This is a genomic window from Flavobacterium sp. 28YEA47A, from assembly GCF_041262125.1.
Taxonomy (GTDB): Bacteria; Bacteroidota; Bacteroidia; order Flavobacteriales; family Flavobacteriaceae; genus Flavobacterium.
Window position 1 is genome coordinate 94,541 of sequence record NZ_JBGCCI010000001.1, and the last position, 19,804, is coordinate 114,344.

Consider the following 19,804-nt stretch of genomic DNA (forward strand, 5'->3'; position numbering starts at 1 on the left):
CTATTGCTATGACCACAACTACTAAAACCATTCCGATGGTGCTTTTGCTATTGCTTAGCATGACCGGATATTCGCAAATTGGGATTGGAACTACCACACCAGATCCCACAGCCGCTCTTCACGTAGAATCTACCACACAAGGATTCATTACTCCAAGAATGACAACAGTTCAAAGAACTGCAATTACAACTCCTGCTAATGGAATGATGGTATATGATACCACATTAGGATCGTTTTATTTCTATGATACTCCTACTACTTCGTGGATAAGAATTACCAATGGTAAAGACGGCAGGTTGAAATACAAACTCATCAGGTCAACAGATGTGCTGGCTACTGTGCTAGCAGCTGAAAAAACAGCCGGCGGAAGTACAAAATACCTGCTGGATGCTACAACATTATATGAAATCAACGGAACAATTAACGTTGACCTTCCCATAGAACTGAACAATGCCTATGTCATTGGGCAGGATTCGTCTGACGACAAACTTGTTAAAGCTACAGGTGACCTGTTTGTAGGAACCACTGGAGGTTCAATGCGCGTGATGACCTTGCAGGCAACAGCCGGAAACGTATTTAATATTACCGGAACCGGATCGATTGTGGGCGGAACACAAACCCAAAGCATGATTGTCAGGGATTGTATCATAAGTGCATCTGCTAACGTCGGTAAGTTGGAAAATTTCGCACTGGTATTCACCAGTATTGTACAATATATCAACAATACAACCGGAATTGTTTATAAAGACATCAGCCGTTTGCTGATAAGCAATGCCGGATGGTTTTCGAATAATTCCGGAACTTATGAAACCTTGCAGGGAACTTTTGGATTAGTAGAAAAACAAGGTGGTTTTAGTGAAGTAACCGGAACAAAAATAGGATTTGATGTTTCTGCCAATCCAACCATCACTGGTGATGCAGTAATGGAAACCGTCGTATTTACAGGAACGGTGACCACCGGAAAATATATCAATCCTTATACCGTAGGAACCTTTACCGGTTTTAATTTCAATAACAACTGGTCGGTACGATGTACCGGTATTCCTAATGAAGGAGATTCCCAAGCTAGCGGAACAGTATACCTCGACAAAAATGGGACTGCCCAAAGCCAGACTCCGATAGGAACATTGGCAGTCAATGTAAAACTTACCATTGCAGCAGGATTGAGTTCTAATCTTTATAGAGCAACATCCTCACAAACCAACCGGATAACCTACTCCGGAAAAAAAGGCAGAGTGTTTCAGGTAACCTGCTCTATATCTTTCGGAAATTCCACAGGATTGACCAATACCGAATATGCATTTTTTATTATGAGAATTCCGGCTGCCGGTGGAACCGATCCACAAGTAGCCACAGAAACCATAATTGATACTAATGCGGGATACATACAATCATTCCCTGTACAAGGCTCCGTTTATCTTAACACGGGCGATTCAGTAGAACTATGGATTAGAAGACTTAATCAAGGTACCGGAACTACGGCACAAAGCTTTCTCGTCAGATCATTCAATATGAGTGTCAAATAACCCAAATCTTAAAAATCATGAAAAAACTCTTATACCTACTACCATTACTGCTATCACCTGTAGCACAGGCACAGCTATATGTCAGTACTAACAGTTATATGTATGCAAAAGATCAGGTTTTGTATGTAAAACAAGACATTAATCTACAGAACAACGGAAATATTTATCTAAGAAGTGAGTCACAATTGCTGCAGGGAACAACAACCGCTTCTGCAAACAAAGGACTTGGAAAAGTTTCTGTTTTCCAGGAAGGAACCTCAGATAATTTCGACTATAACTATTGGTGTGCTCCCGTTGGCAATGCTTCGGCTATTACAGGAAATGAAAGTTTTGGAATTTCAATGATTTTCCGACCAACAACCTCAACGGCCAGTACTCCGGCAACCATACTTCCATCAAGCAATTCTAACGGTACGGCCAATCCACTGGCTATATCTTCCAGATGGATCTATAAATTCCTGTCTTCCATTTCCTATTCGCAATGGATATATGTTGGAGGCGCTTCTACCCTGGCTCCCGGAGAAGGATTTTCTATGAAAGGAACTTCAGGAACCGATCCAATTATAGTTGAAGCGAATGGTATACAAAACAATCCTGGCGGAACAGGTGCACAACGTTATGATTTCAGAGGCAAACCTAATGACGGGAATATTCCGGTAACCGTTGCTACCAACAACCTGACGCTTACTGGAAATCCATACCCGTCTGCACTACATGTCAATGCTTTTCTTCTTGATCCGACGAATAATGCAGCTACAGGAATTGCCTATTATTGGGAACAGGACAAAACCGTCAATTCACACAACGTAGGGCTTTATAAAGGCGGTTATGGTGCTTATTCGCCTATCAGTCTTGGTTCTAATGGTATCTATGTACCTGCTACTTTTAACTCCTATAATTCTGATGGCTCATTGAATGGTGTAGGAACATCTTCCGGTTTGGTTATTGAAAGAAAATATGCTCCTATAGGACAAGGATTTATGATAAAAGGTGCTTCGAATGGTACGGTAAACCTAAAAAATTCGCATCGTTCTTATTATAAAGAAAGCGGACCGCTATCACAGTTTGAACGCCCGGACAAACCTAAATCCAAAGACCTTAGTCAAACGACAAATTTGAATCAAACAAATTCAACAGAAAGCGAAACAATAATTACCGAAGCACAATTTAAACTCAACATCATCCTGAATAACGAATTTACCCGACAAATCGCTTTGGTATTCCTTCCCGAAGCTACAGACGGTGTCGATATTGGCATTGACGCCTTAAGCATTGCTCCTGATGAACTTCCAAATGACGCTTATTTCTTTCTGGACAACAACAAATATGTAATTCAGGGAACAAACTTCGATATTGGCAAAAGAATTCCTGTGGGAGTAAAAGCAACCAATAATGCAACCATCAAATTTTATGTACCAGAGGTGACAAGTTTTGATCCGGATCAAATGATCTATCTTTTTGATGCTGCGGATGGTTCTTATCATGATATAAAAAACGGCAGTTATCAAGTAACCCTGCCAACCGGAATTTATAACGACCGTTTCTTTGTGACTTTCGTAAATGCTGTTTTAGGTGTAGGCGAAGTGGTCAAAAGCAATTTTGGAATCACTCAAGATAATGCGGCACAAACTTTTACGTTACAAAATCCAAATCTGGCAGACATTAGTTCAGTCACCTTGTTTGATATTACTGGAAAAAGCATTTTCAAAAAAAACAATCTGGGCATTCATGACAGGTATCCATTTTCAACCGGTGGCCTGAGTAAAGGCGTATATATTGTGGATCTTATAACTTCCGACAATCAGAAATTCAGCCAGAAAATAATCATCAATAATCACAAAGAATAAGTCTTTTTAAAGGCTTTTCTTTTTTTCTGGTATTTTTTATAGCTTAGGACTCAGGAAAATCATCATTAAAAAATAACACTCTATGAACCTGACCCAACAAATAGCAAAACATTTCAGAGATGTCCATTTTGGAGGAAACTGGACTTGTTCCAATCTCAAAGACAATATGAAGGATATTACCTGGCAGCAAGCCACAACCAAAATATCTTCATTCAACACTATTGCAGCTTTGGTTTTTCATATGAATTATTATGTAAGTGCCGTACTGAAAGTGTTGCAGGGAGACCCTTTGGAAGCTAAAGACATTTACAGCTTCGATCATCCGCCTATACAATCAGAAGAAGATTGGAACAGGCTCTTGGAAAAAACATGGGACGATGCGGAAAATTTTGCAAAACTCATTGAACAATTTCCTGAAGAGAAACTTTTGGAAACCTTTATAAGTGATGACTATGGTAATTATTATAGAAATTTTCATGGAATCATTGAGCACAACCATTACCATCTCGGACAGATCACACTACTGAGAAAATTACTTCTATCAGGAGAGATAAATCCTAAGATTTCAATTATATAATCTTTTACATGAAAGATATAACAGAAAAAACGAGGGTCAGAATTACCTTTGAAAAAAGAGAACGCCATGGAAAATCATGAAAAAAATCAAAAGGACACAACTGGCGAAAAATACATTCACGTTTCAGAAATCCCAATCCAAAAGTTGGATAAAGATCCAGACTTTAAGGACGATAAAAATAACCAAGTAACTAATCCTAGCCTAAAAGAAGCAAAACAGCCGAAAGCAGAAAACAATGAAACCATGGGGATACCATAAACAAATTTGAGTTTAGTTAGGGGCGGAAGTATACTTCCGCCTTTTTTATAGCCATTTTTTTCTTCGGAACCAGATAAAAATAATAACCGATACGATTACCATAGCCAACAAGGCAAGCGGATAGCCTAATTCTTGATCTAATTCAGGCATAAACTTAAAGTTCATCCCATAAATACCCGCAATGAAAGTCAGTGGCATAAAAAAGACAGAAAAAATGGTAAGGATCTTCATTACATCGTTTGTTTTTCTGGCCGATAGTGACAAATAAATATTCAGCAAGTTATTGGCATCATCCTGAACCTGTCCATATAACGTAAGCAATTTCAAATGAAGATCCCGTACATCCTGCAATGCCGGCATGTCCTTTTCTTCTACTTTAACCGAATTAACAACTTCATTGGTGAGCAACAGCAGTTTTTTACAAAGTCCCGCTTTCCTTTTCAGATAATACATTCCTTCAATCATGTCGGCAGGAATATTCTTTTTTAGAAAAACTTTCGATTCATAATAATCTATCTCTTCGGAAAGTTTGATGGCCGGATGCTCATAAGAATGTAGCATTTCCCAGATAATTTTTATTGCCATCCCTCCTGTTGTTGTCAATTTTCCGTTTTGCATACAGGTTTCACGTATTTCCTGCATAATTGGCTGTGCAGCCCGATGGATTGTAATGATAAAATCAGAATTAAAAAAAACGGCTATCTTACTGCTCAATTCCCTGATGGTCTGTTCATGTTCATGGGAATGTTGCAAAATCCTGGCAATAAAAAAATGTGTTTTATTATGCTCTTCATATTTGGGAAGATGATCCGGATCCAGGCTATCAATCAATGTATACGGATTTAGATCATATATTTTGCTGACTTGCTCGAGTTCTTCTTTTGTCGGATTTGTTATATCAGTCCAAACGATAGCACTATCTGAAAATTTGCAGGTTTCTATAGCCATAGAATCATTCTTTACATTTCTATCAAATTTAAGGGAATATTTGACAAGATATTCTGAATGAATAGTAAAATTTTTACAATTCCGGTAGCAATATTTTAAGATTTCATTAACTTTGTTAGTACCCTAAATACCACATCCAACATGTCCGCATCAAAGACACCCCCAGCTATTGAAAGGATTATTGCCTTGACTAACGAACCTATGGCACTGTTAGACAAATCTTTTACTATTATAACTGCAAATGTCCCGTTCCAAACAAAATTCAGCCTGCCTGAGTTTGCCTCTTCTAAAAAACAGAATTTCCTTGAAATTTTAGACTCATCTTTTGATACGATTTCGTTAAAACATCTTTTTTTGAATGTTTTGAAAATGAAAGAGACCATAAAAGATTATGAAATCCATTCCAAAAATTCGCATAACAATAAAACTACATTCAATATTGAAGCTATTGATATAAATGGCGAAACTTTTTTGCTTTTAGCTTTTAACGATTATAAAGAAACAGAACAGCTGCAATCTTTTTTGCAATCGGTTTTGAACTCTACAAATTACGGAATTGCCAGCTATGAGGCAATATACAACAACAATGATGTGATTAACGATTTTAGGATTACCTATACCAATCCTGAAGTTCCCAGAAATTTCGGACTTGAACCAAAAGATGTTATTGGAAAAACCTGCCGTGAAGTATATCTGGGAATTTTCAAAAACGGGATTTTCGAAAAAATGGTAAAATGTATGGAAACCGGCCGGCCAGATGGCTATGAAATTGCCGTAAGTCATAACGATAAGACAATGTGGCTAAGCGCAACAATAGAAAAAGTGGGCAATGCCGTGGCAGTAACTTCAAAAAACATTACGGCTGAAAAGACAGCGGCCTTAGAAATTGAAGCCATTAATATATTATTATCAAACAAAAACAAAGAACTGGAGCAACAACTGCTTGAGGAATTTTCTGAAAGCTTTTATTCATATGACAGTGGCGAAGCCTTTTTCAATTCTTTATTACTCGAAATAGCACAAAAAACAAAAATGGATTATGTGCTTTTAGGTGAAGTACAGTTAAATGAATTAGGAGAAGAAATCATCAAAAGTATCTCTGTAATAGCCTTTGGAAAGATTGCTGACAATTTTAAATATCAGATAAAAGACGGGCCGTGCGATGAAGTTATCAAAGGAAATTATACCTGCCATCCACGCGACAGTCAAAAACTTTTTCCCGAGAGCAAGACACTTGCTGACCTTGATATAGAAGGTTATATTGCCTATCCGCTTATTGGTTCTTCCGGAAAAGTAATTGGGCTTATTGCCGTACTGCACCAGAGCGAAATATATGACATCGCTTATATAGAATCCTTACTGAAAATCGCTGCAAAAAGAAGTGAAATGGAGTTTGAACGTTTGCAGAATGAAAAGCTTTTAGAAATGAAAAATAAGGAACTTGAAAGACAGAATGTCGAACTGGCTTCATTTGCCTATATTTCATCTCATGATCTGCAAGAGCCGCTTCGCAAAATACAACTCTTTGCCAGCCGTATTCTTTTTAGAGAAAAAGCAAACTTTAGCGACTCTTCCCTTGCCTATTTCCAAAGCATTACAAATGCTGCCAATCGTATGCAGAATCTGATCGAATCCTTACTCAACTATTCCAGTATGGATGCTTCAGAAATCTATTTTGTGCCTACTGACCTCAATGCCGCAATCGACGACATAAAAAATAATATGACGGATATTCTCGAAAAAAAGAACGCCCGTGTTGAAGTTGGTAAACTGCCTGTCCTTTCGGTTATTCCGATACAATTCCAACAGCTGCTTACCAATCTGATTTCGAATGGCATAAAATACAGCAAGGCAGATGTTTCTCCGGTTATAAAAATAAATGCCGAACTCGTTTCATCGGAAGAGTTTGTAGGAAAAAAGTTCTGGAAACTAGATATAGCCGATAACGGAATTGGTTTCCCGCAAGAATACGAACAGCAAATCTTTGAATTATTCAAAAGACTTCATGGCAAATCCGACTATGAAGGCACGGGTATTGGTCTTGCCATCTGCAAAAAAATCGTGCAGAAACATGACGGATTCATACGTGCGTATGGCATTCCGGGTGTAGGTTCTGTATTTTCAGTATATTTTCCTGTAATATAATCAGGCAACAAGATTATTGAACTTTTCCCTGTAAGCCGTTGGAGTCATCCCTACATTTTTCTTGAATAGGCTTCGAAAAGATTTCAGGTCATTATAACCCGACTCAAACATCACTTCCATTACGCTCTGTCTTGAGTGTTCAAGCATTTGTTTCGCAGCTTCGATTCTGGTTTTCTGTAAATATTCTATCGGTGTAATTCCGGTTACCTGTTTAAAGCGTCTTACCAGATTTCTTCTGCTTGCCGGAACATCCGTAATAATCTCTTCAATAGTATTGGCTTCACGGAAATTTTTCCTGATGACTTCTTGTGTCTGTTTGACCAAATCATCACCATGATCTTCGGCCGGAGCAAATGTTCCAAAATAGGTTTGCTGGTTGCGATCCAAATCGACAGAAAATACTTTTGCCGTTCTCACAGCCATTCTCCTGCTGCAAAAATTTTCAATAAGGCGCAACATCAAATGAAAACTATTTGTCGCTCCGCCGCTCGTGTATACTCTCTCTTCTTCTGTAACCACTGCATCAACTTTTAAATTTACGGCAGGAAAAGCATGTGCAAAGGCATATTCTGCATTAATATGCGTCGTTGCCGGCTTGTTGTCAAGCAGCCCGGTAGAAGCTAAAAGAAAAGCTCCCGTACAAAAACTCGCAACTGAAGCTCCTTTTTCATATTGCTGTCGTAGCCATTGAATCCATTGCATATTGAGCGAAATTGCTTTTGGCACAATATCATGCTTAAAGGCAGGAATCAGTAAAATATCATAAGTTCTTTCCGAGTCAGGCCGCATCAGATTGTATTCGGAATAAGTCTGTGACACTTCATCCATGTGTAAAAGCGTAATGTCAAAAAAAGGAACCTGCCCTTCTTCAATATAAAACTTATTGACGGTTTCAAATACGTCGAGCATCGCTGCAACGCTTAAAAGCCTGTGTTCTTGTGTAAGCAAAATACCTAATTTCATAGCTAGTTTTTTAGGAGAAACAAATATAAAATATTTTGTCTTAAATCCCCCCTTATAATGACTTTAACTCACACCCTTTATGCATATTTTTTGAATTAATTTTACAAAACAATACAAAATACAATATTTAATTCAATTTTTAATACTAAAATTTAAAGATATGGAAATCACAACCGCAAGTAACAGAATGTTTTCCCTGCTTGTTTTATACGATATGCAGACGCTCTATTTTGAAAGAGCCTTGGATAAAATTTCTGATGAAGATGCCCATAAAAGATTAGACACAAAGGCCAACCATGTCGCATGGCTTTCCGGAAGTTTGGTTCAGCAGCGCTATGAAATCGCAAACCTGCTTGGATACACTGAAGAACAAAAAGCAGTCGAATTGTTTAAAGAAGGCAAAGGCATACAAGACAATGTAAAATATCCGCCTTTATCGCAATTTTTGGACGATTGGAAAAAGGTCAGCCCAATAGTAAAAGATCTTTTAGCAAAGATAACCGACCAAAAACTGGATGAAAAATTTGAAATGATGCCTGGCATGTCACTTTCTTATTATGAGCTAATTACATTTATTATTTACCGAGAGGCGAACTGCATCGGGCAAATAGCATTATGGAGACGACTTTTAGGTTATGAAGCCTTACGATATGACGATATGTAAATCAAAAAAAAACAACCATGTTAAGCAATAGCAAAGCATTTAGCGGATTTTCTACAAATGATAGCAAAAAAGCCAAAAAATTCTATGGAGAACTATTGGGCCTAAACATAGAAGAAGATCCGAAAATGGAAGGTATACTAACCTTGAAACTAGCCGGAGGAAACTCAATAATCATCTATACCAAAGAAAACCATGAGCCTGCTACTTTCACTATCCTTAATTTTCCAGTCAGGGATATTGAGCAGGCAGTAGACGAACTTACAAAACGAGGTATCACTTTCGAACAATATGGTGGAAATATAAAAACCGACAAAAAAGGAATTTTTAGAGGTGGTGGTCCGCTTATAGCCTGGTTCAAAGATCCGGCAGGAAACATTCTCTCTATACTTCAAGAATAATAAATCAATTCAAATACGGACAATTAATTAAATTAAATCAAAATGGCAACAATCAACACTTACCTAAATTTTAATGGTAACACTGAAGAAGTTTTTAATTTTTACAAAGCTGCTTTTGGCGGCGAATTTGCAGTCATAATGCGATATGGTGATACTCCAGGATGCGAAGAAATGCCTGCAACCGAAAAAAATAAAATCATGCATATCGCATTACCAATTGGTGGCAATATGCTAATGGGAACCGATGTTCCTGAAACTATGGAACAGGTTAAAAACGGAACCAGCATATCCATTTCTGTCAATACCGATTCGGAACAGCAAACCAGAGACCTGTTTGCAAAACTTTCGGAAGGAGGCAACATTAAAATGCCATTAGACACTATGTTCTGGGGGGCTTTATATGGCATGTTCACTGACAAATTCGGTATCCAATGGATGCTTAATTACGAATACGAAAAAAAATAAAACAATAAAATAATCGACTATGGCAACACAAATTTTTGTAAATCTTCCCGTAAAAAACCTGAACCGGTCAATTGAATTTTTTACAAAATTAGGATATACCTTCAATCCTCAGTTTACAGATGAAAATGCAACGTGCATGATTATTAGCGATACTATTTTCGTGATGCTGGTAGTTGAACCTTTATTCCTGAATTTCACCAAAAACGAACTCTGTGATACAACCAAATATACAGAATGTATCGTTTGTCTTTCTGCCGAAAGCCGCGATGCCGTAGATGAAATGGTCAAGAAAGCTGTTGCCGCCGGCGCAACTACACCAGTTGACAAGCAAGATCATGGCTGGATGTACGGACATGGCTTCCAGGATCTGGACGGACATCTTTGGGAAGTCGCTTACATGGATATAAGCACAATGCCTAAATAATAAAAAACACGACTTCGGTCGTGTTTTTTATTATTTTAAGGCGCTAAGGTTGTGTACTTTCATATATAAAAGAGTAAGTTATTGAAATAGTCACTTACCACTACCAACTATCAACTAAAAACTATCAACTAAAAAGGCGGTATACTACAATTACTGTCAGTGCAAATAAAACATAGGCAGCAATTAAAGGAAGATAATAATCCTTAAAACGCGCTTTTGATGCTGTAGAATAGTTGAAAAGAAAAAACCAGTAAAAAATAGCTCCCAGTCCGGTAATAATACCAAAAATAAGACCACAGAACCAGGTCGGATCAATATCGGTATGTGTCCAGATATAGTGATAGCAAAGAACTACAAACAATCCGGCTAGATAACGCACACCCTGCTCCCATCTTGATATATGATTGAGAGATTTGTTATGGGCCAGTTTTGATAAAACCAAACCCAATACTACCGGTTCTTTAAAAATATGCTGAAACCGTTCTGATACATAACGGCTAAAAACCGTCATGACATAGGTTGCAACAAAAGCAGCTACAAAAATTTTTACAAGTTCCATACCTATTGATTTGTATTAAAGTTTGTAATTAAAATCGGTTTTGCTCTTATACAATTTACAGGAAAAATTATAATCTTCCTGCTTCCCGAATAATATAAAAATTAAACATAATTATATAATCGACTTGGAATCTGCCGTCGTAACTTTGATATGTAAAATTGAAGAATCTATTAGAATAGCTGATAATAAAAATCACAACTAAAATTTCAATTTCAAGATCTCTTGAGTTTGTATTTATTTTTGAGGTTTATTATTTGTTTGAAATCCCCATCTAACGATGGGGATTTTTATTTTATAATAATCCACTTTCAAAATGCAACTTGCATCTTCTAATATCTTCTTCAACAGTATTTTCCATAATCGGAGCCAATACTTTTCCAACTGTTCCTCCAATATTTCCAAAAGGAAAATGGTAAGCAATGATAACACTTAACTTTGTTCCGCCTTTACCGTTATCATAAAATTGTACAGTTCCAATATTGTGAATCAAAGAATCTGAGTAGGAACGCCAACTAATTTCTTTTTCCTTTTCATCTTTAATAATGGCTGCTTTCCATGGAATAGTTCCAAGATTTCCCGGAATTTTCATCCTCCATTCTGATGTTTCTTCATCGAGAACATCTACACTTTCCAAATGTTTCATAAACAAAGGCAGGTTTTCAAAATTGCGCCAGAAACGATATACAGTTGAAATCGGCTGGTCGATTATCATCTGTACCTTAACCAGAATGTTTTGGGCTTTCTCGACTTTTGGTTTGTCTTTTAATAAAGCATAACCAAAACAGTGACCGCTAGTTCCTCTAAAAATCATAAAACCGGCTAACAATGCGCCCGGTAGGTTTTTCGGCTTTTTAGCTAAGGCATCATATAGCAGTACCGAACCTGATAAAACAGAAAGTAATCTTTCCGTACTCCCAATATTGACCTCCAGGTCAGATAATCGGGAAATTGCTTCTTGTACTTTCATTTTCAACAATTTAATTCCTATTAAATATAGGACTAAAAATTCAGTTTTATTTTATGGGCAGTCGCCATTTAACCAAGTTTTAACGCCTATATTTTCATTCACCAAAAACTCAATTATTTTTTTTCTTTTTTAAATTATTCATAATTATATCTTAAAAAATTAACTGTTTTTAACTTTTACAAAGAATTATATAACCATCATTGAAAATAGTATAAAGAATTAACAGGTTTTACTTTTGAAATTTGTAAAAACCGCTAGTAAACTAGTACAAATCACTAACCTAAAAAACAATGTTATGAAAAAAGGAAAAATTTTAGTCTTGGCAATTTTAGCCATCGGCTTCGGAGCTTGTTCGAGTGATGACGATTCATCAAACAACAACACAGGAACTATTGAAGGAGTGTATGATCTTACAGAATTCAATACAGGAACACCAACGGATTTTGATCAAAACGGAACGGCCTCTACAAATCAAATGAATGAAAGTAGTTGTTATAACGGAAGAAAAATCGATTTCAATTCTGATAATACTTTCACTTATGATATGGATTATATCCTGATTGATACCAGTACCGGCGTTGCTGTTTGTGCAGAAAATACAGTAACTGGTACGTGGACGGCTACAAATAATACCATAACCGCTACTTACCAACAAGAAGGTGGAACGAACGTAACCTTAAATTTTGTGAGGTCAAACAATGGAAGGACATTAACCCAAACCACAGCCTTAACAACGTATCCTGACAGAAATGCCGACGGAGTTGCATACAATAGAATTGGTGGTGTCACGCTAGTATTTTCTAAACAATAATCTTAAAAAACTGCTTTCTAAACGAAAGCAGTTTTTTTTAAATTTATATTAAAATTGGGCTGTATTAAAAAAACATTTATACATTTGTCCCAATAATTATCTACATGAACTGCATTTTAAACAATACTTGGTGGTGGAATTACTTACGTCGAACTTCGTGAGCGAATCCTGCTATCTGTATTTTTTAAATCCAAATATATAAGGCTTGTCATCACGACAAGCCTTTTTTTATTCCCAAAACTGAACTTATGAAAACGTATAAATTACATTCAAAATACAAACAAATCCTGGCTGATACGATAACGCCAGTAAGTGTCTATCTGAAAATAAGAGATAAATTTCCCAACAGCCTTTTGCTTGAAAGCAGCGATTATCATGCAAGCGATAACAGCTTCTCTTACATTTGCTGTAATCCTATTGCCTCAATCAAAATAGAAAACGAAACCATCATTACCGTTTATCCTGATGGAAATTCACAAGAGACCAAAATTCAAAACGAAACGGATGTTATTGGGGCAATCCAAAAATTTGCTTCTCAGTTCGAAGAAGAAAAAAACAATTTCAAATTCATAAACAATGGCCTGTTTGGATATATTGCCTATGATGCAGTACGCTATTTTGAAAAGACGTCCATTTCGCAAAAACAAGACAGCCAGAAAATCCCTGATCTGTATTATGCCGTTTATCAAAACATAATAGCGATCAACCATTTCAAAAATGAGGCCTATATCTTTTGCCATAGCATAGACAACAAAGACAATATAGCCCAAATTGAACAGCTGTTATTATCTAAAAACTTTGCCTCCTATACTTTCTCCAAACAAGGAACATCTTCTTCTAACCTGACAGATGTTGAATTTATGGAAAACGTAAATCTTGCAAAAAAACACTGCCATCGTGGCGATGTGTTCCAACTCGTTCTATCAAGACGTTTCACACAAGACTTTAAGGGTGATGAGTTTAACGTGTATAGAGCCTTGCGAAGTATCAACCCTTCTCCCTACCTGTTCTTCTTTGATTATGGCAATTTTAAAATCTTTGGCTCTTCGCCTGAAGCGCAATTAGTTGTCAAAAATAACAAGGCAGAAATCCATCCAATTGCAGGGACTTTCAAACGAACAGGAAACGATGAACAAGATACCATTCTTGCCAAAAAGCTTTCTGAAGACAAAAAAGAAAATAGCGAACATGTCATGCTGGTTGATCTGGCCCGAAATGATCTCAGCCGAAACTGTAACAGTGTTCAGGTAGATACTTATAAAGAAGTACAGTTCTTTTCGCATGTAATCCATTTGGTTTCAAAAGTAACTGGAAATCTAAAAGAAAACTCCACTACCATGAATGTAGTTGCCAGTACTTTTCCCGCAGGTACTTTAAGCGGCGCGCCAAAACATAAAGCATTACAGCTAATTGAAACAATAGAAAAAACAAACCGCGGATTTTATGGCGGAGCTATCGGATTTATGGATTTCTCAGGCAATTTTAATCACGCTATTATGATCCGTACTTTTTTAAGCAAGAATCATCAGCTCCATTATCAGGCCGGTGCTGGAATTGTAGAAAGCTCAGACGAAGAAAGCGAAATGCAAGAAGTATATAACAAATTAGGAGCCTTGACCAAAGCATTGGACTTGGCTGAAAACATCTAAAACTCAACAAAAATGAAAATAGTAATTATTGACAATTACGATAGCTTTACCTATAACCTCGTGCATTATCTGGAAGAATTATCAGGTGAAGTAACCGTATTCCGTAATGATGAATTTGTAATTGGAGAGCTGGCCGCTTTTGATAAGATTCTATTATCTCCCGGTCCTGGAATTCCGGATGAAGCGGGACTTTTAAAAGAAGTCATAAAACACTATGCTCCAACAAAAAGCATATTAGGAATTTGTCTCGGACAGCAAGCTATTGGCGAAGTATATGGTGGAAGCCTTATCAATCTGGACAAGGTTTTCCATGGTATTTCATCTAAAGTAAAAATTGTAACAAAAGAAGAGCCTCTGTTTAAAAATTTGCCGGAAGAATTTGAAGTTGGCAGGTACCATTCCTGGGTAGTGGCGACAGAAAATTTCCCCGAAAATCTTGAAATAACATCGGTAGATGAAAACGGGCAAATTATGTCACTCAGACATCATTTTTTTGATATAAGAGGCGTACAATTCCATCCGGAAAGCATACTCACTCCTTATGGTAAAACCATTTTAAAAAATTGGCTCGAAAGCTAGACTAAAAGCATTTCATGTCAATTTAAAAAATAATATCACAATGAAAAACATACTCAATAGGCTCATTGCCCAAGAAACATTATCACAGGAAGAAGCCAGATCAGTTTTGGTAAACATCTCTTCCGGCCAATACAATCCGAGCCAGATTTCGGCCTTCCTAACCGTATTTATGATGCGAAGCATAACAATCGATGAATTGTCCGGATTTAGGGAAGCCTTGCTGGAGCTTTGCATACCCATCGATTTTTCAGATTACAACACTGTCGATTTATGTGGCACTGGTGGTGACGGTAAAGACACTTTCAATATTTCTACTCTGGCTTCCTTCATAGTAGCCGGAACCGGAATCAAAGTTGCAAAGCATGGGAATTATGGCGTTTCCTCTATTTCCGGCTCCAGTAATGTAATGGAAAATCTCGGTATAAAATTTAGCAATAATGCCGATTTCTTAAAACGATGCCTTGATGAAGCGAACATTTCAATACTCCACGCTCCTCTATTCCATCCCGCTATGAAAAACGTTGGCCCTATCCGTAAAGAACTGGGAGTAAAAACCTTCTTTAACATGCTCGGCCCTATGGTTAATCCATCATTTCCTAAAAATCAAACTGTCGGTGTTTTCAGTCTGGAACTGGCAAGAATGTATGCCTATCTCTACCAAAACACAAAAGTCAACTATACTATCCTGCATTCCTTAGAAGGTTATGACGAAATTTCATTGACAGGAGAAACCAAAATAATCGCCAAAACTTCCGAAAGTATAATCAGTCCTAAAGACTTCCTCTTACCCATAGTAAGTCCTGATGAGATAAAAGGCGGCAATACCACAGAAGCCGCAGCCCGACTTTTTCTAGATATTATTTCCGGACAAGGAACGGAAGCACAAAATCAAGTAGTATGTGCCAATGCTGCTGTGGCAATTGCAACAGTCAATGGAGATTCGTTTTTAGAAGCATACGGCAAAGCAGAATACAGCTTAAAAAGTGGAAAATCTTTGGAAAAATTAAAAAAACTGCAACAATTAAGCCGATAGCCATGACAATTTTAGACAAAATAATAGCAAATAAGAAACGTGAAATCAGATTAAAGAAAAGTATTATTTCTACCAAGCAACTGGAACGTTCTGATCTGTTTGAACGACCTGTGATTTCTCTTTCAAAAAGTATCAGAAATTCTGCTGGAATCATTGCGGAACACAAACGGCGTTCGCCTTCAAAAAAAATCATAAACGACACCTTTACTGTTGAGGAAGTAACAAAAAGCTATGAAATTGGAGGTGCGGCGGCGGTTTCAATCTTAACCGACTCGAAATACTTTGGCGGTTCCATCGAAGATTTACAATTCGCCAGGGCCAGTGTTTCAATTCCTGTTTTAAGAAAAGAATTTATCGTTGATCCTTACCAAATTTTAGAGGCCAAATCTCATGGCGCAGATGCCATTCTTTTGATTGCCGCCGTACTAACCAGGGAAGAAATCAGGGAACTTTCAAACTTTGCGCAATCACTTTCTTTAGAAGTCCTGCTGGAAATCCACAATCAGGAAGAACTGGACAAATCATTAATGTCGAGCCTTGACCTTATTGGAGTAAACAACAGGAATCTTAAAACCTTTGAAGTCGATTTAGCCAACAGTTTTGGTCTATCCGAAACCATTCCTGATGATTTTGTCAAAATTTCTGAAAGCGGTATCCAAGACCCGAAAGATGTTCATGAGCTTAAAAAGTATGGTTTCGAAGGTTTTCTTATAGGCGAAAGTTTTATGAAAACGGATAATCCGGGACTATCGCTGATAAATTTTATTGCTGCCATCAATCCGAATACATTCTAAACTTATGACGATGCGAAAAATACAGATTAAAATCTGCGGTATGAAATTTTCAGAAAACACTAAAGAAATCATCCAACTGTCTCCTGATTTTTTAGGTTTTATTTTCTATAAAAAATCACCACGGTATTTTGAAGAAACAATCCCTGAAATCAATCCCGATATAAAAAGAGTTGGTGTTTTTGTAAACGCTTCTCTTGAAGAAATCCGGGAAAAATCCAAACAATATGCTCTTGATTGCATACAGTTGCATGGAGATGAAACTCCTGAATTCTGTACTGCGGTTGAAAACAACACTACTGCCAAAGTAATCAAAGCCTTTGCACTGGATTCTAATTTTGATTTCAACATTTTAGAACCTTACCGAAACAGCTGTTCTTATTTCTTATTTGATACCAAAGGACAGTATTTTGGTGGCAACGGAACAGCTTTCGACTGGAGTATTCTAAAAAAATACACACTGCCTAAAGAATACTTTTTAAGTGGCGGTGTCAGTCTGGAAGCAGCTGAAAAGCTCTCTGCCTTTTTAAAAAATGACTATTCCGAAAAATGCTTTGCACTCGACCTGAACAGCAAATTTGAAGACAGTCCCGGTTTAAAAAACAGCAGTAAACTCAAAGAATTTATGCAATTACTAAAACAAAAATTATGAACTCAAAATACAATGTTGACGAAAAAGGCTTTTACGGTCAATTTGGAGGTGCCTATATTCCTGAAATGCTCTACCCAAATGTAGAAGAATTACGATTAAAATATCTTGAAATTTCACAGGAACCCGAATTCAAAAAAGAATTCATGTCACTGCTCAAGGAATATGTGGGACGCCCAACTCCTTTATATTTTGCCAAAAGACTGTCAGACAGATACAATGCGAAAATCTACCTTAAAAGAGAAGACCTCTGCCACACCGGAGCTCATAAAATCAACAATACAATTGGACAGATTCTATTGGCAAAACGATTAGGAAAACAGCGAATTATTGCAGAAACCGGTGCCGGACAACATGGAGTTGCAACCGCAACAGTTTGCGCCTTAATGGGACTTGAATGCATTGTTTATATGGGCGAAATAGACATTGAACGTCAAGCTCCAAACGTAGCCCGAATGAAAATGCTCGGCGCCGAAGTTCGTCCTGCCACTTCAGGCTCAAAAACATTAAAAGATGCTACAAATGAAGCTATCAGAGATTGGATCAATAACCCGGAAGATACTTTTTACATAATTGGTTCTGTCGTGGGGCCGCATCCTTATCCTGATATGGTTGCCCGTTTCCAAAGTGTTATTTCTGAAGAAATAAAAATGCAGCTTTTAGAACATGAAAACCGGGAAGATCCTGATTATGTCATTGCTTGTGTAGGCGGTGGCAGCAATGCCGCTGGTGCTTTCTATCATTTTCTGGATCGGGAAAATGTAAAACTTTTAGCCGTAGAAGCTGCAGGAAAAGGAATTCATTCCGGTGAAAGTGCTGCCACTTCTGTATTAGGAAAAACGGGTATCATTCATGGCAGCAAAACACTTCTCATGCAAACAAAAGATGGGCAGATTACAGAACCTTACTCTATTTCGGCAGGATTAGACTATCCGGGGATCGGCCCATTGCATGCTCATCTTTTCGATACAAAACGTGCCCAATTTTTATCCATAACTGATGACGAAGCCATGCAGGCAGGAATGAAACTGGCGCAATCTGAAGGAATAATACCTGCTATTGAAAGTGCGCATGCTCTGGCTGCATTAGATCAGAAAAAATTTGAGCCAAATGACATTGTTGTCGTCAACCTTTCCGGGCGTGGTGACAAAGACCTGAACACTTATATCAATTATTTTAAACTTTAGGAATGAAACGTATCCAGAACAAATTAAAAGAAGACAAAAAGCTGCTTTCCATTTACTTTACGGCAGGTTTTCCAAAACTGGAAGACACAAAAAACATTATTCAGAATTTGGAAAGTTCAGGTGTTGATATGATAGAAATTGGACTTCCTTTTAGCGACCCTTTAGCTGATGGACCTACAATCCAGGCCAGCTCTACCAAAGCTCTTGAAAACGGCATGACATCTGATTTGCTTTTCCAGCAACTAAAAGACATTCGCAAAACGGTAGAAATTCCATTGCTTATCATGGGATATTTCAATCCTATACTACAGTTTGGCGTTGAAAATTTCTGCAAAAAATGTCATGAAACAGGAATAGACGGATTAATCATACCCGATCTTCCTTTAGAAATCTACCTTTCCGAATACGAGCCTATTTTTAAAAAATACCAATTGGCCACTATTTTCCTGATTACGCCACAAACATCAGAAGAGAAAATCAGGCAGATTGATGACAATACAGATACGTTTATTTATATGGTCAGCAGTTCCAGCGTTACCGGAAGCAAAAAAGAATTTGACGAAAAGCAACAGGCTTATTTTGAAAAAATAGCCTCCATGAAACTAAAAAATCCACAAATCATAGGTTTCGGGATCAGTAATAAAACAACTTTTAAGCAAGCAACAAAGTTTCAGAAAGGCGCTATAATAGGCAGTCATTTTATAAACTATCTTCAAAAGCATGGTTCATATAACATCAAGCCGTTTTTTGATGATATTAGGCAATAACTAAAAAATGATATAATTTTTTCAATCTATTATGTAATTAAAAACGCCTGTTTATGTTAGAACTTTGGAATAAATCAATTTAAAATTTAATCTTATGGAACCGACATACAACAACTTTGAAGAAAATTTATATCTCGATCAGGGCAGCCCAAATCCAAATAGTCTGAGAATGGGATATGACAAAAGAGACATTGACAATCCAAACCTGAACAGGGATAATAACAATCCACATGACAAAGACAGGAACTTTGACGATGAGGAGGACAACGACGATTTTCTGGATGATGGTTTTGATGACGACGACGATTCTCTAACCGATGATGAAGATTACGATGAAGATCCTCAAAAAACAAAGCGCAATCAGAAACGCACCGGAACTAACACCAACCCTAAATAACCATAATTCCTACTAATGACGGAGGCAAAAGCCTCCGTTTTTATTTTAGAAATTCCTAAGTTGTATTTTTTTGAAAAAAACAATTTCAATTTGGACATGATATAACAGTATCAATCTATAAATCAAACCAATAATCATTTGACAAAGTCATTCACCAATCAAATGATACAATAATTCCAACATAATTTGTAAGTTATTTT

General features: G+C 37.2%; 22 protein-coding genes. 18 read left to right on the forward strand and 4 right to left on the reverse strand.

The features are described 5' to 3' along the window. Positions 1–8: 8 nt before the first annotated feature. From ABH942_RS00430 to ABH942_RS00445, 4 genes are all read left to right on the forward strand, one after another. Positions 9–1,526 (forward strand): hypothetical protein, encoded by a 1,518-nt coding sequence (locus tag ABH942_RS00430; RefSeq protein WP_370028891.1) that lies wholly within the window; start codon positions 9–11, stop codon positions 1,524–1,526. 17 nt (positions 1,527–1,543) lie between these two features. Continuing rightward, entirely contained in the window at positions 1,544–3,373 is a 1,830-nt protein-coding gene (locus tag ABH942_RS00435; protein ID WP_370028893.1) for a T9SS type A sorting domain-containing protein, read from the forward strand. A gap of 82 nt (positions 3,374–3,455) precedes the next feature. Further along, complete coding sequence (locus tag ABH942_RS00440) at positions 3,456–3,950, forward strand: DinB family protein (protein WP_370028895.1); 495 nt, start codon at positions 3,456–3,458, stop codon at positions 3,948–3,950. Positions 3,951–4,016: 66 nt separating this feature from the next. Continuing rightward, entirely contained in the window at positions 4,017–4,208 is a 192-nt protein-coding gene (locus tag ABH942_RS00445) for a hypothetical protein (RefSeq protein ID WP_370028897.1), read from the forward strand. Positions 4,209–4,253: 45 nt separating this feature from the next. Here ABH942_RS00445 and ABH942_RS00450 read toward each other — a convergent pair whose 3' ends face one another. Continuing rightward, positions 4,254–5,156 (reverse strand): CorA family divalent cation transporter, encoded by a 903-nt coding sequence (locus tag ABH942_RS00450; RefSeq protein WP_370028899.1) that lies wholly within the window; start codon positions 5,154–5,156, stop codon positions 4,254–4,256. A gap of 141 nt (positions 5,157–5,297) precedes the next feature. On the opposite strand from ABH942_RS00450, the gene ABH942_RS00455 reads away from it, so the two are divergent. Continuing rightward, a complete protein-coding gene (locus ABH942_RS00455; RefSeq protein ID WP_370028900.1) occupies positions 5,298–7,301 on the forward strand; it encodes an ATP-binding protein in 2,004 nt (667 codons plus the stop codon). On the opposite strand, the gene ABH942_RS00460 is transcribed toward ABH942_RS00455, so the two are convergent. Next, a complete protein-coding gene (locus tag ABH942_RS00460) occupies positions 7,302–8,264 on the reverse strand; it encodes a GlxA family transcriptional regulator (RefSeq protein ID WP_370028902.1) in 963 nt (320 codons plus the stop codon). 160 nt (positions 8,265–8,424) lie between these two features. Here ABH942_RS00460 and ABH942_RS00465 point away from each other — a divergent pair, with 160 nt between their 5' ends. The 4 genes from ABH942_RS00465 to ABH942_RS00480 are packed head-to-tail and all read left to right on the forward strand — an operon-like array spanning position 8,425 to position 10,215. Beyond that, on the forward strand, positions 8,425–8,928 hold the full coding sequence (locus ABH942_RS00465; protein WP_370028904.1) for a DinB family protein: 504 nt from the start codon (positions 8,425–8,427) through the stop codon (positions 8,926–8,928). 17 nt (positions 8,929–8,945) lie between these two features. Beyond that, on the forward strand, positions 8,946–9,326 hold the full coding sequence (locus ABH942_RS00470) for a VOC family protein (RefSeq protein ID WP_370028905.1): 381 nt from the start codon (positions 8,946–8,948) through the stop codon (positions 9,324–9,326). 42 nt (positions 9,327–9,368) lie between these two features. Then, on the forward strand, positions 9,369–9,791 hold the full coding sequence (locus ABH942_RS00475; RefSeq protein ID WP_370028907.1) for a VOC family protein: 423 nt from the start codon (positions 9,369–9,371) through the stop codon (positions 9,789–9,791). 19 nt (positions 9,792–9,810) lie between these two features. Then, positions 9,811–10,215, forward strand: coding sequence for a VOC family protein (locus tag ABH942_RS00480; protein ID WP_370028908.1), 405 nt, complete (start codon positions 9,811–9,813; stop codon positions 10,213–10,215). Between the two features lie 124 nt (positions 10,216–10,339). Here ABH942_RS00480 and ABH942_RS00485 read toward each other — a convergent pair whose 3' ends face one another. Together ABH942_RS00485 and ABH942_RS00490 are read right to left on the reverse strand one after the other, a co-directional pair. Continuing rightward, positions 10,340–10,774 carry a hypothetical protein gene (locus ABH942_RS00485; protein WP_370028910.1) on the reverse strand — a complete coding sequence of 145 codons (435 nt, stop codon included), beginning with the start codon at positions 10,772–10,774 and terminating at the stop codon, positions 10,340–10,342. Between the two features lie 292 nt (positions 10,775–11,066). After that, entirely contained in the window at positions 11,067–11,741 is a 675-nt protein-coding gene (locus ABH942_RS00490; protein ID WP_370028912.1) for an SRPBCC family protein, read from the reverse strand. Between the two features lie 295 nt (positions 11,742–12,036). Here ABH942_RS00490 and ABH942_RS00495 point away from each other — a divergent pair, with 295 nt between their 5' ends. The 9 genes from ABH942_RS00495 (at position 12,037) to ABH942_RS00535 (ending at position 19,604) form a co-directional block, all read left to right on the forward strand. Continuing rightward, the gene (locus ABH942_RS00495; protein ID WP_370028913.1) at positions 12,037–12,552 is read left to right on the forward strand and encodes a hypothetical protein; all 516 of its coding nucleotides are present in this window, start codon (positions 12,037–12,039) and stop codon (positions 12,550–12,552) included. A gap of 248 nt (positions 12,553–12,800) precedes the next feature. Next, positions 12,801–14,201, forward strand: coding sequence for an anthranilate synthase component I family protein (locus ABH942_RS00500; protein WP_370028915.1), 1,401 nt, complete (start codon positions 12,801–12,803; stop codon positions 14,199–14,201). Between the two features lie 12 nt (positions 14,202–14,213). Beyond that, the gene (locus ABH942_RS00505; RefSeq protein WP_370028917.1) at positions 14,214–14,780 is read left to right on the forward strand and encodes an aminodeoxychorismate/anthranilate synthase component II; all 567 of its coding nucleotides are present in this window, start codon (positions 14,214–14,216) and stop codon (positions 14,778–14,780) included. A gap of 40 nt (positions 14,781–14,820) precedes the next feature. After that, positions 14,821–15,813, forward strand: a complete 993-nt coding sequence (trpD, locus tag ABH942_RS00510) for an anthranilate phosphoribosyltransferase (RefSeq protein ID WP_370028918.1) — start codon at positions 14,821–14,823, stop codon at positions 15,811–15,813. A 2-nt stretch (positions 15,814–15,815) separates the two neighbouring features. After that, positions 15,816–16,607, forward strand: a complete 792-nt coding sequence (gene trpC / locus ABH942_RS00515; protein ID WP_370028920.1) for an indole-3-glycerol phosphate synthase TrpC — start codon at positions 15,816–15,818, stop codon at positions 16,605–16,607. A 40-nt stretch (positions 16,608–16,647) separates the two neighbouring features. Beyond that, positions 16,648–17,256: a phosphoribosylanthranilate isomerase gene (locus ABH942_RS00520; protein ID WP_370028922.1), complete on the forward strand. Its 609-nt coding sequence runs from the start codon at positions 16,648–16,650 to the stop codon at positions 17,254–17,256. After that, entirely contained in the window at positions 17,253–18,440 is a 1,188-nt protein-coding gene (trpB, locus tag ABH942_RS00525) for a tryptophan synthase subunit beta (RefSeq protein ID WP_370028924.1), read from the forward strand. Before ABH942_RS00520 ends, trpB begins: the two co-directional genes overlap by 4 nt. 2 nt (positions 18,441–18,442) lie before the next feature. Beyond that, a complete protein-coding gene (gene trpA, locus ABH942_RS00530; protein WP_370028926.1) occupies positions 18,443–19,207 on the forward strand; it encodes a tryptophan synthase subunit alpha in 765 nt (254 codons plus the stop codon). Between the two features lie 94 nt (positions 19,208–19,301). Beyond that, positions 19,302–19,604 carry a hypothetical protein gene (locus ABH942_RS00535; RefSeq protein ID WP_370028928.1) on the forward strand — a complete coding sequence of 101 codons (303 nt, stop codon included), beginning with the start codon at positions 19,302–19,304 and terminating at the stop codon, positions 19,602–19,604. Positions 19,605–19,804 lie beyond the last annotated feature (200 nt).

What these genes read in the sequence shown, in the direction of transcription:
- ABH942_RS00520 (WP_370028922.1), top strand. Translation starts at nt 16,648, where the DNA reads ATGAAATTTTCAGAAAACACTAAAGAAATCATCCAACTGTCTCCTGAT.
- ABH942_RS00455 (WP_370028900.1), top strand. Translation starts at nt 5,298, where the DNA reads ATGTCCGCATCAAAGACACCCCCAGCTATTGAAAGGATTATTGCCTTG.
- ABH942_RS00505 (WP_370028917.1), top strand. Translation starts at nt 14,214, where the DNA reads ATGAAAATAGTAATTATTGACAATTACGATAGCTTTACCTATAACCTC.
- ABH942_RS00470 (WP_370028905.1), top strand. Translation starts at nt 8,946, where the DNA reads ATGTTAAGCAATAGCAAAGCATTTAGCGGATTTTCTACAAATGATAGC.
- trpB (WP_370028924.1), top strand. Translation starts at nt 17,253, where the DNA reads ATGAACTCAAAATACAATGTTGACGAAAAAGGCTTTTACGGTCAATTT.
- ABH942_RS00440 (WP_370028895.1), top strand. Translation starts at nt 3,456, where the DNA reads ATGAACCTGACCCAACAAATAGCAAAACATTTCAGAGATGTCCATTTT.
- ABH942_RS00480 (WP_370028908.1), top strand. Translation starts at nt 9,811, where the DNA reads ATGGCAACACAAATTTTTGTAAATCTTCCCGTAAAAAACCTGAACCGG.
- ABH942_RS00445 (WP_370028897.1), top strand. Translation starts at nt 4,017, where the DNA reads ATGGAAAATCATGAAAAAAATCAAAAGGACACAACTGGCGAAAAATAC.
- trpA (WP_370028926.1), top strand. Translation starts at nt 18,443, where the DNA reads ATGAAACGTATCCAGAACAAATTAAAAGAAGACAAAAAGCTGCTTTCC.
- ABH942_RS00490 (WP_370028912.1), bottom strand. Translation starts at nt 11,741, where the DNA reads ATGAAAGTACAAGAAGCAATTTCCCGATTATCTGACCTGGAGGTCAAT.
- ABH942_RS00450 (WP_370028899.1), bottom strand. Translation starts at nt 5,156, where the DNA reads ATGGCTATAGAAACCTGCAAATTTTCAGATAGTGCTATCGTTTGGACT.
- ABH942_RS00495 (WP_370028913.1), top strand. Translation starts at nt 12,037, where the DNA reads ATGAAAAAAGGAAAAATTTTAGTCTTGGCAATTTTAGCCATCGGCTTC.
- ABH942_RS00465 (WP_370028904.1), top strand. Translation starts at nt 8,425, where the DNA reads ATGGAAATCACAACCGCAAGTAACAGAATGTTTTCCCTGCTTGTTTTA.
- trpD (WP_370028918.1), top strand. Translation starts at nt 14,821, where the DNA reads ATGAAAAACATACTCAATAGGCTCATTGCCCAAGAAACATTATCACAG.
- ABH942_RS00460 (WP_370028902.1), bottom strand. Translation starts at nt 8,264, where the DNA reads ATGAAATTAGGTATTTTGCTTACACAAGAACACAGGCTTTTAAGCGTT.
- trpC (WP_370028920.1), top strand. Translation starts at nt 15,816, where the DNA reads ATGACAATTTTAGACAAAATAATAGCAAATAAGAAACGTGAAATCAGA.
- ABH942_RS00485 (WP_370028910.1), bottom strand. Translation starts at nt 10,774, where the DNA reads ATGGAACTTGTAAAAATTTTTGTAGCTGCTTTTGTTGCAACCTATGTC.
- ABH942_RS00430 (WP_370028891.1), top strand. Translation starts at nt 9, where the DNA reads ATGACCACAACTACTAAAACCATTCCGATGGTGCTTTTGCTATTGCTT.
- ABH942_RS00535 (WP_370028928.1), top strand. Translation starts at nt 19,302, where the DNA reads ATGGAACCGACATACAACAACTTTGAAGAAAATTTATATCTCGATCAG.
- ABH942_RS00475 (WP_370028907.1), top strand. Translation starts at nt 9,369, where the DNA reads ATGGCAACAATCAACACTTACCTAAATTTTAATGGTAACACTGAAGAA.
- ABH942_RS00500 (WP_370028915.1), top strand. Translation starts at nt 12,801, where the DNA reads ATGAAAACGTATAAATTACATTCAAAATACAAACAAATCCTGGCTGAT.
- ABH942_RS00435 (WP_370028893.1), top strand. Translation starts at nt 1,544, where the DNA reads ATGAAAAAACTCTTATACCTACTACCATTACTGCTATCACCTGTAGCA.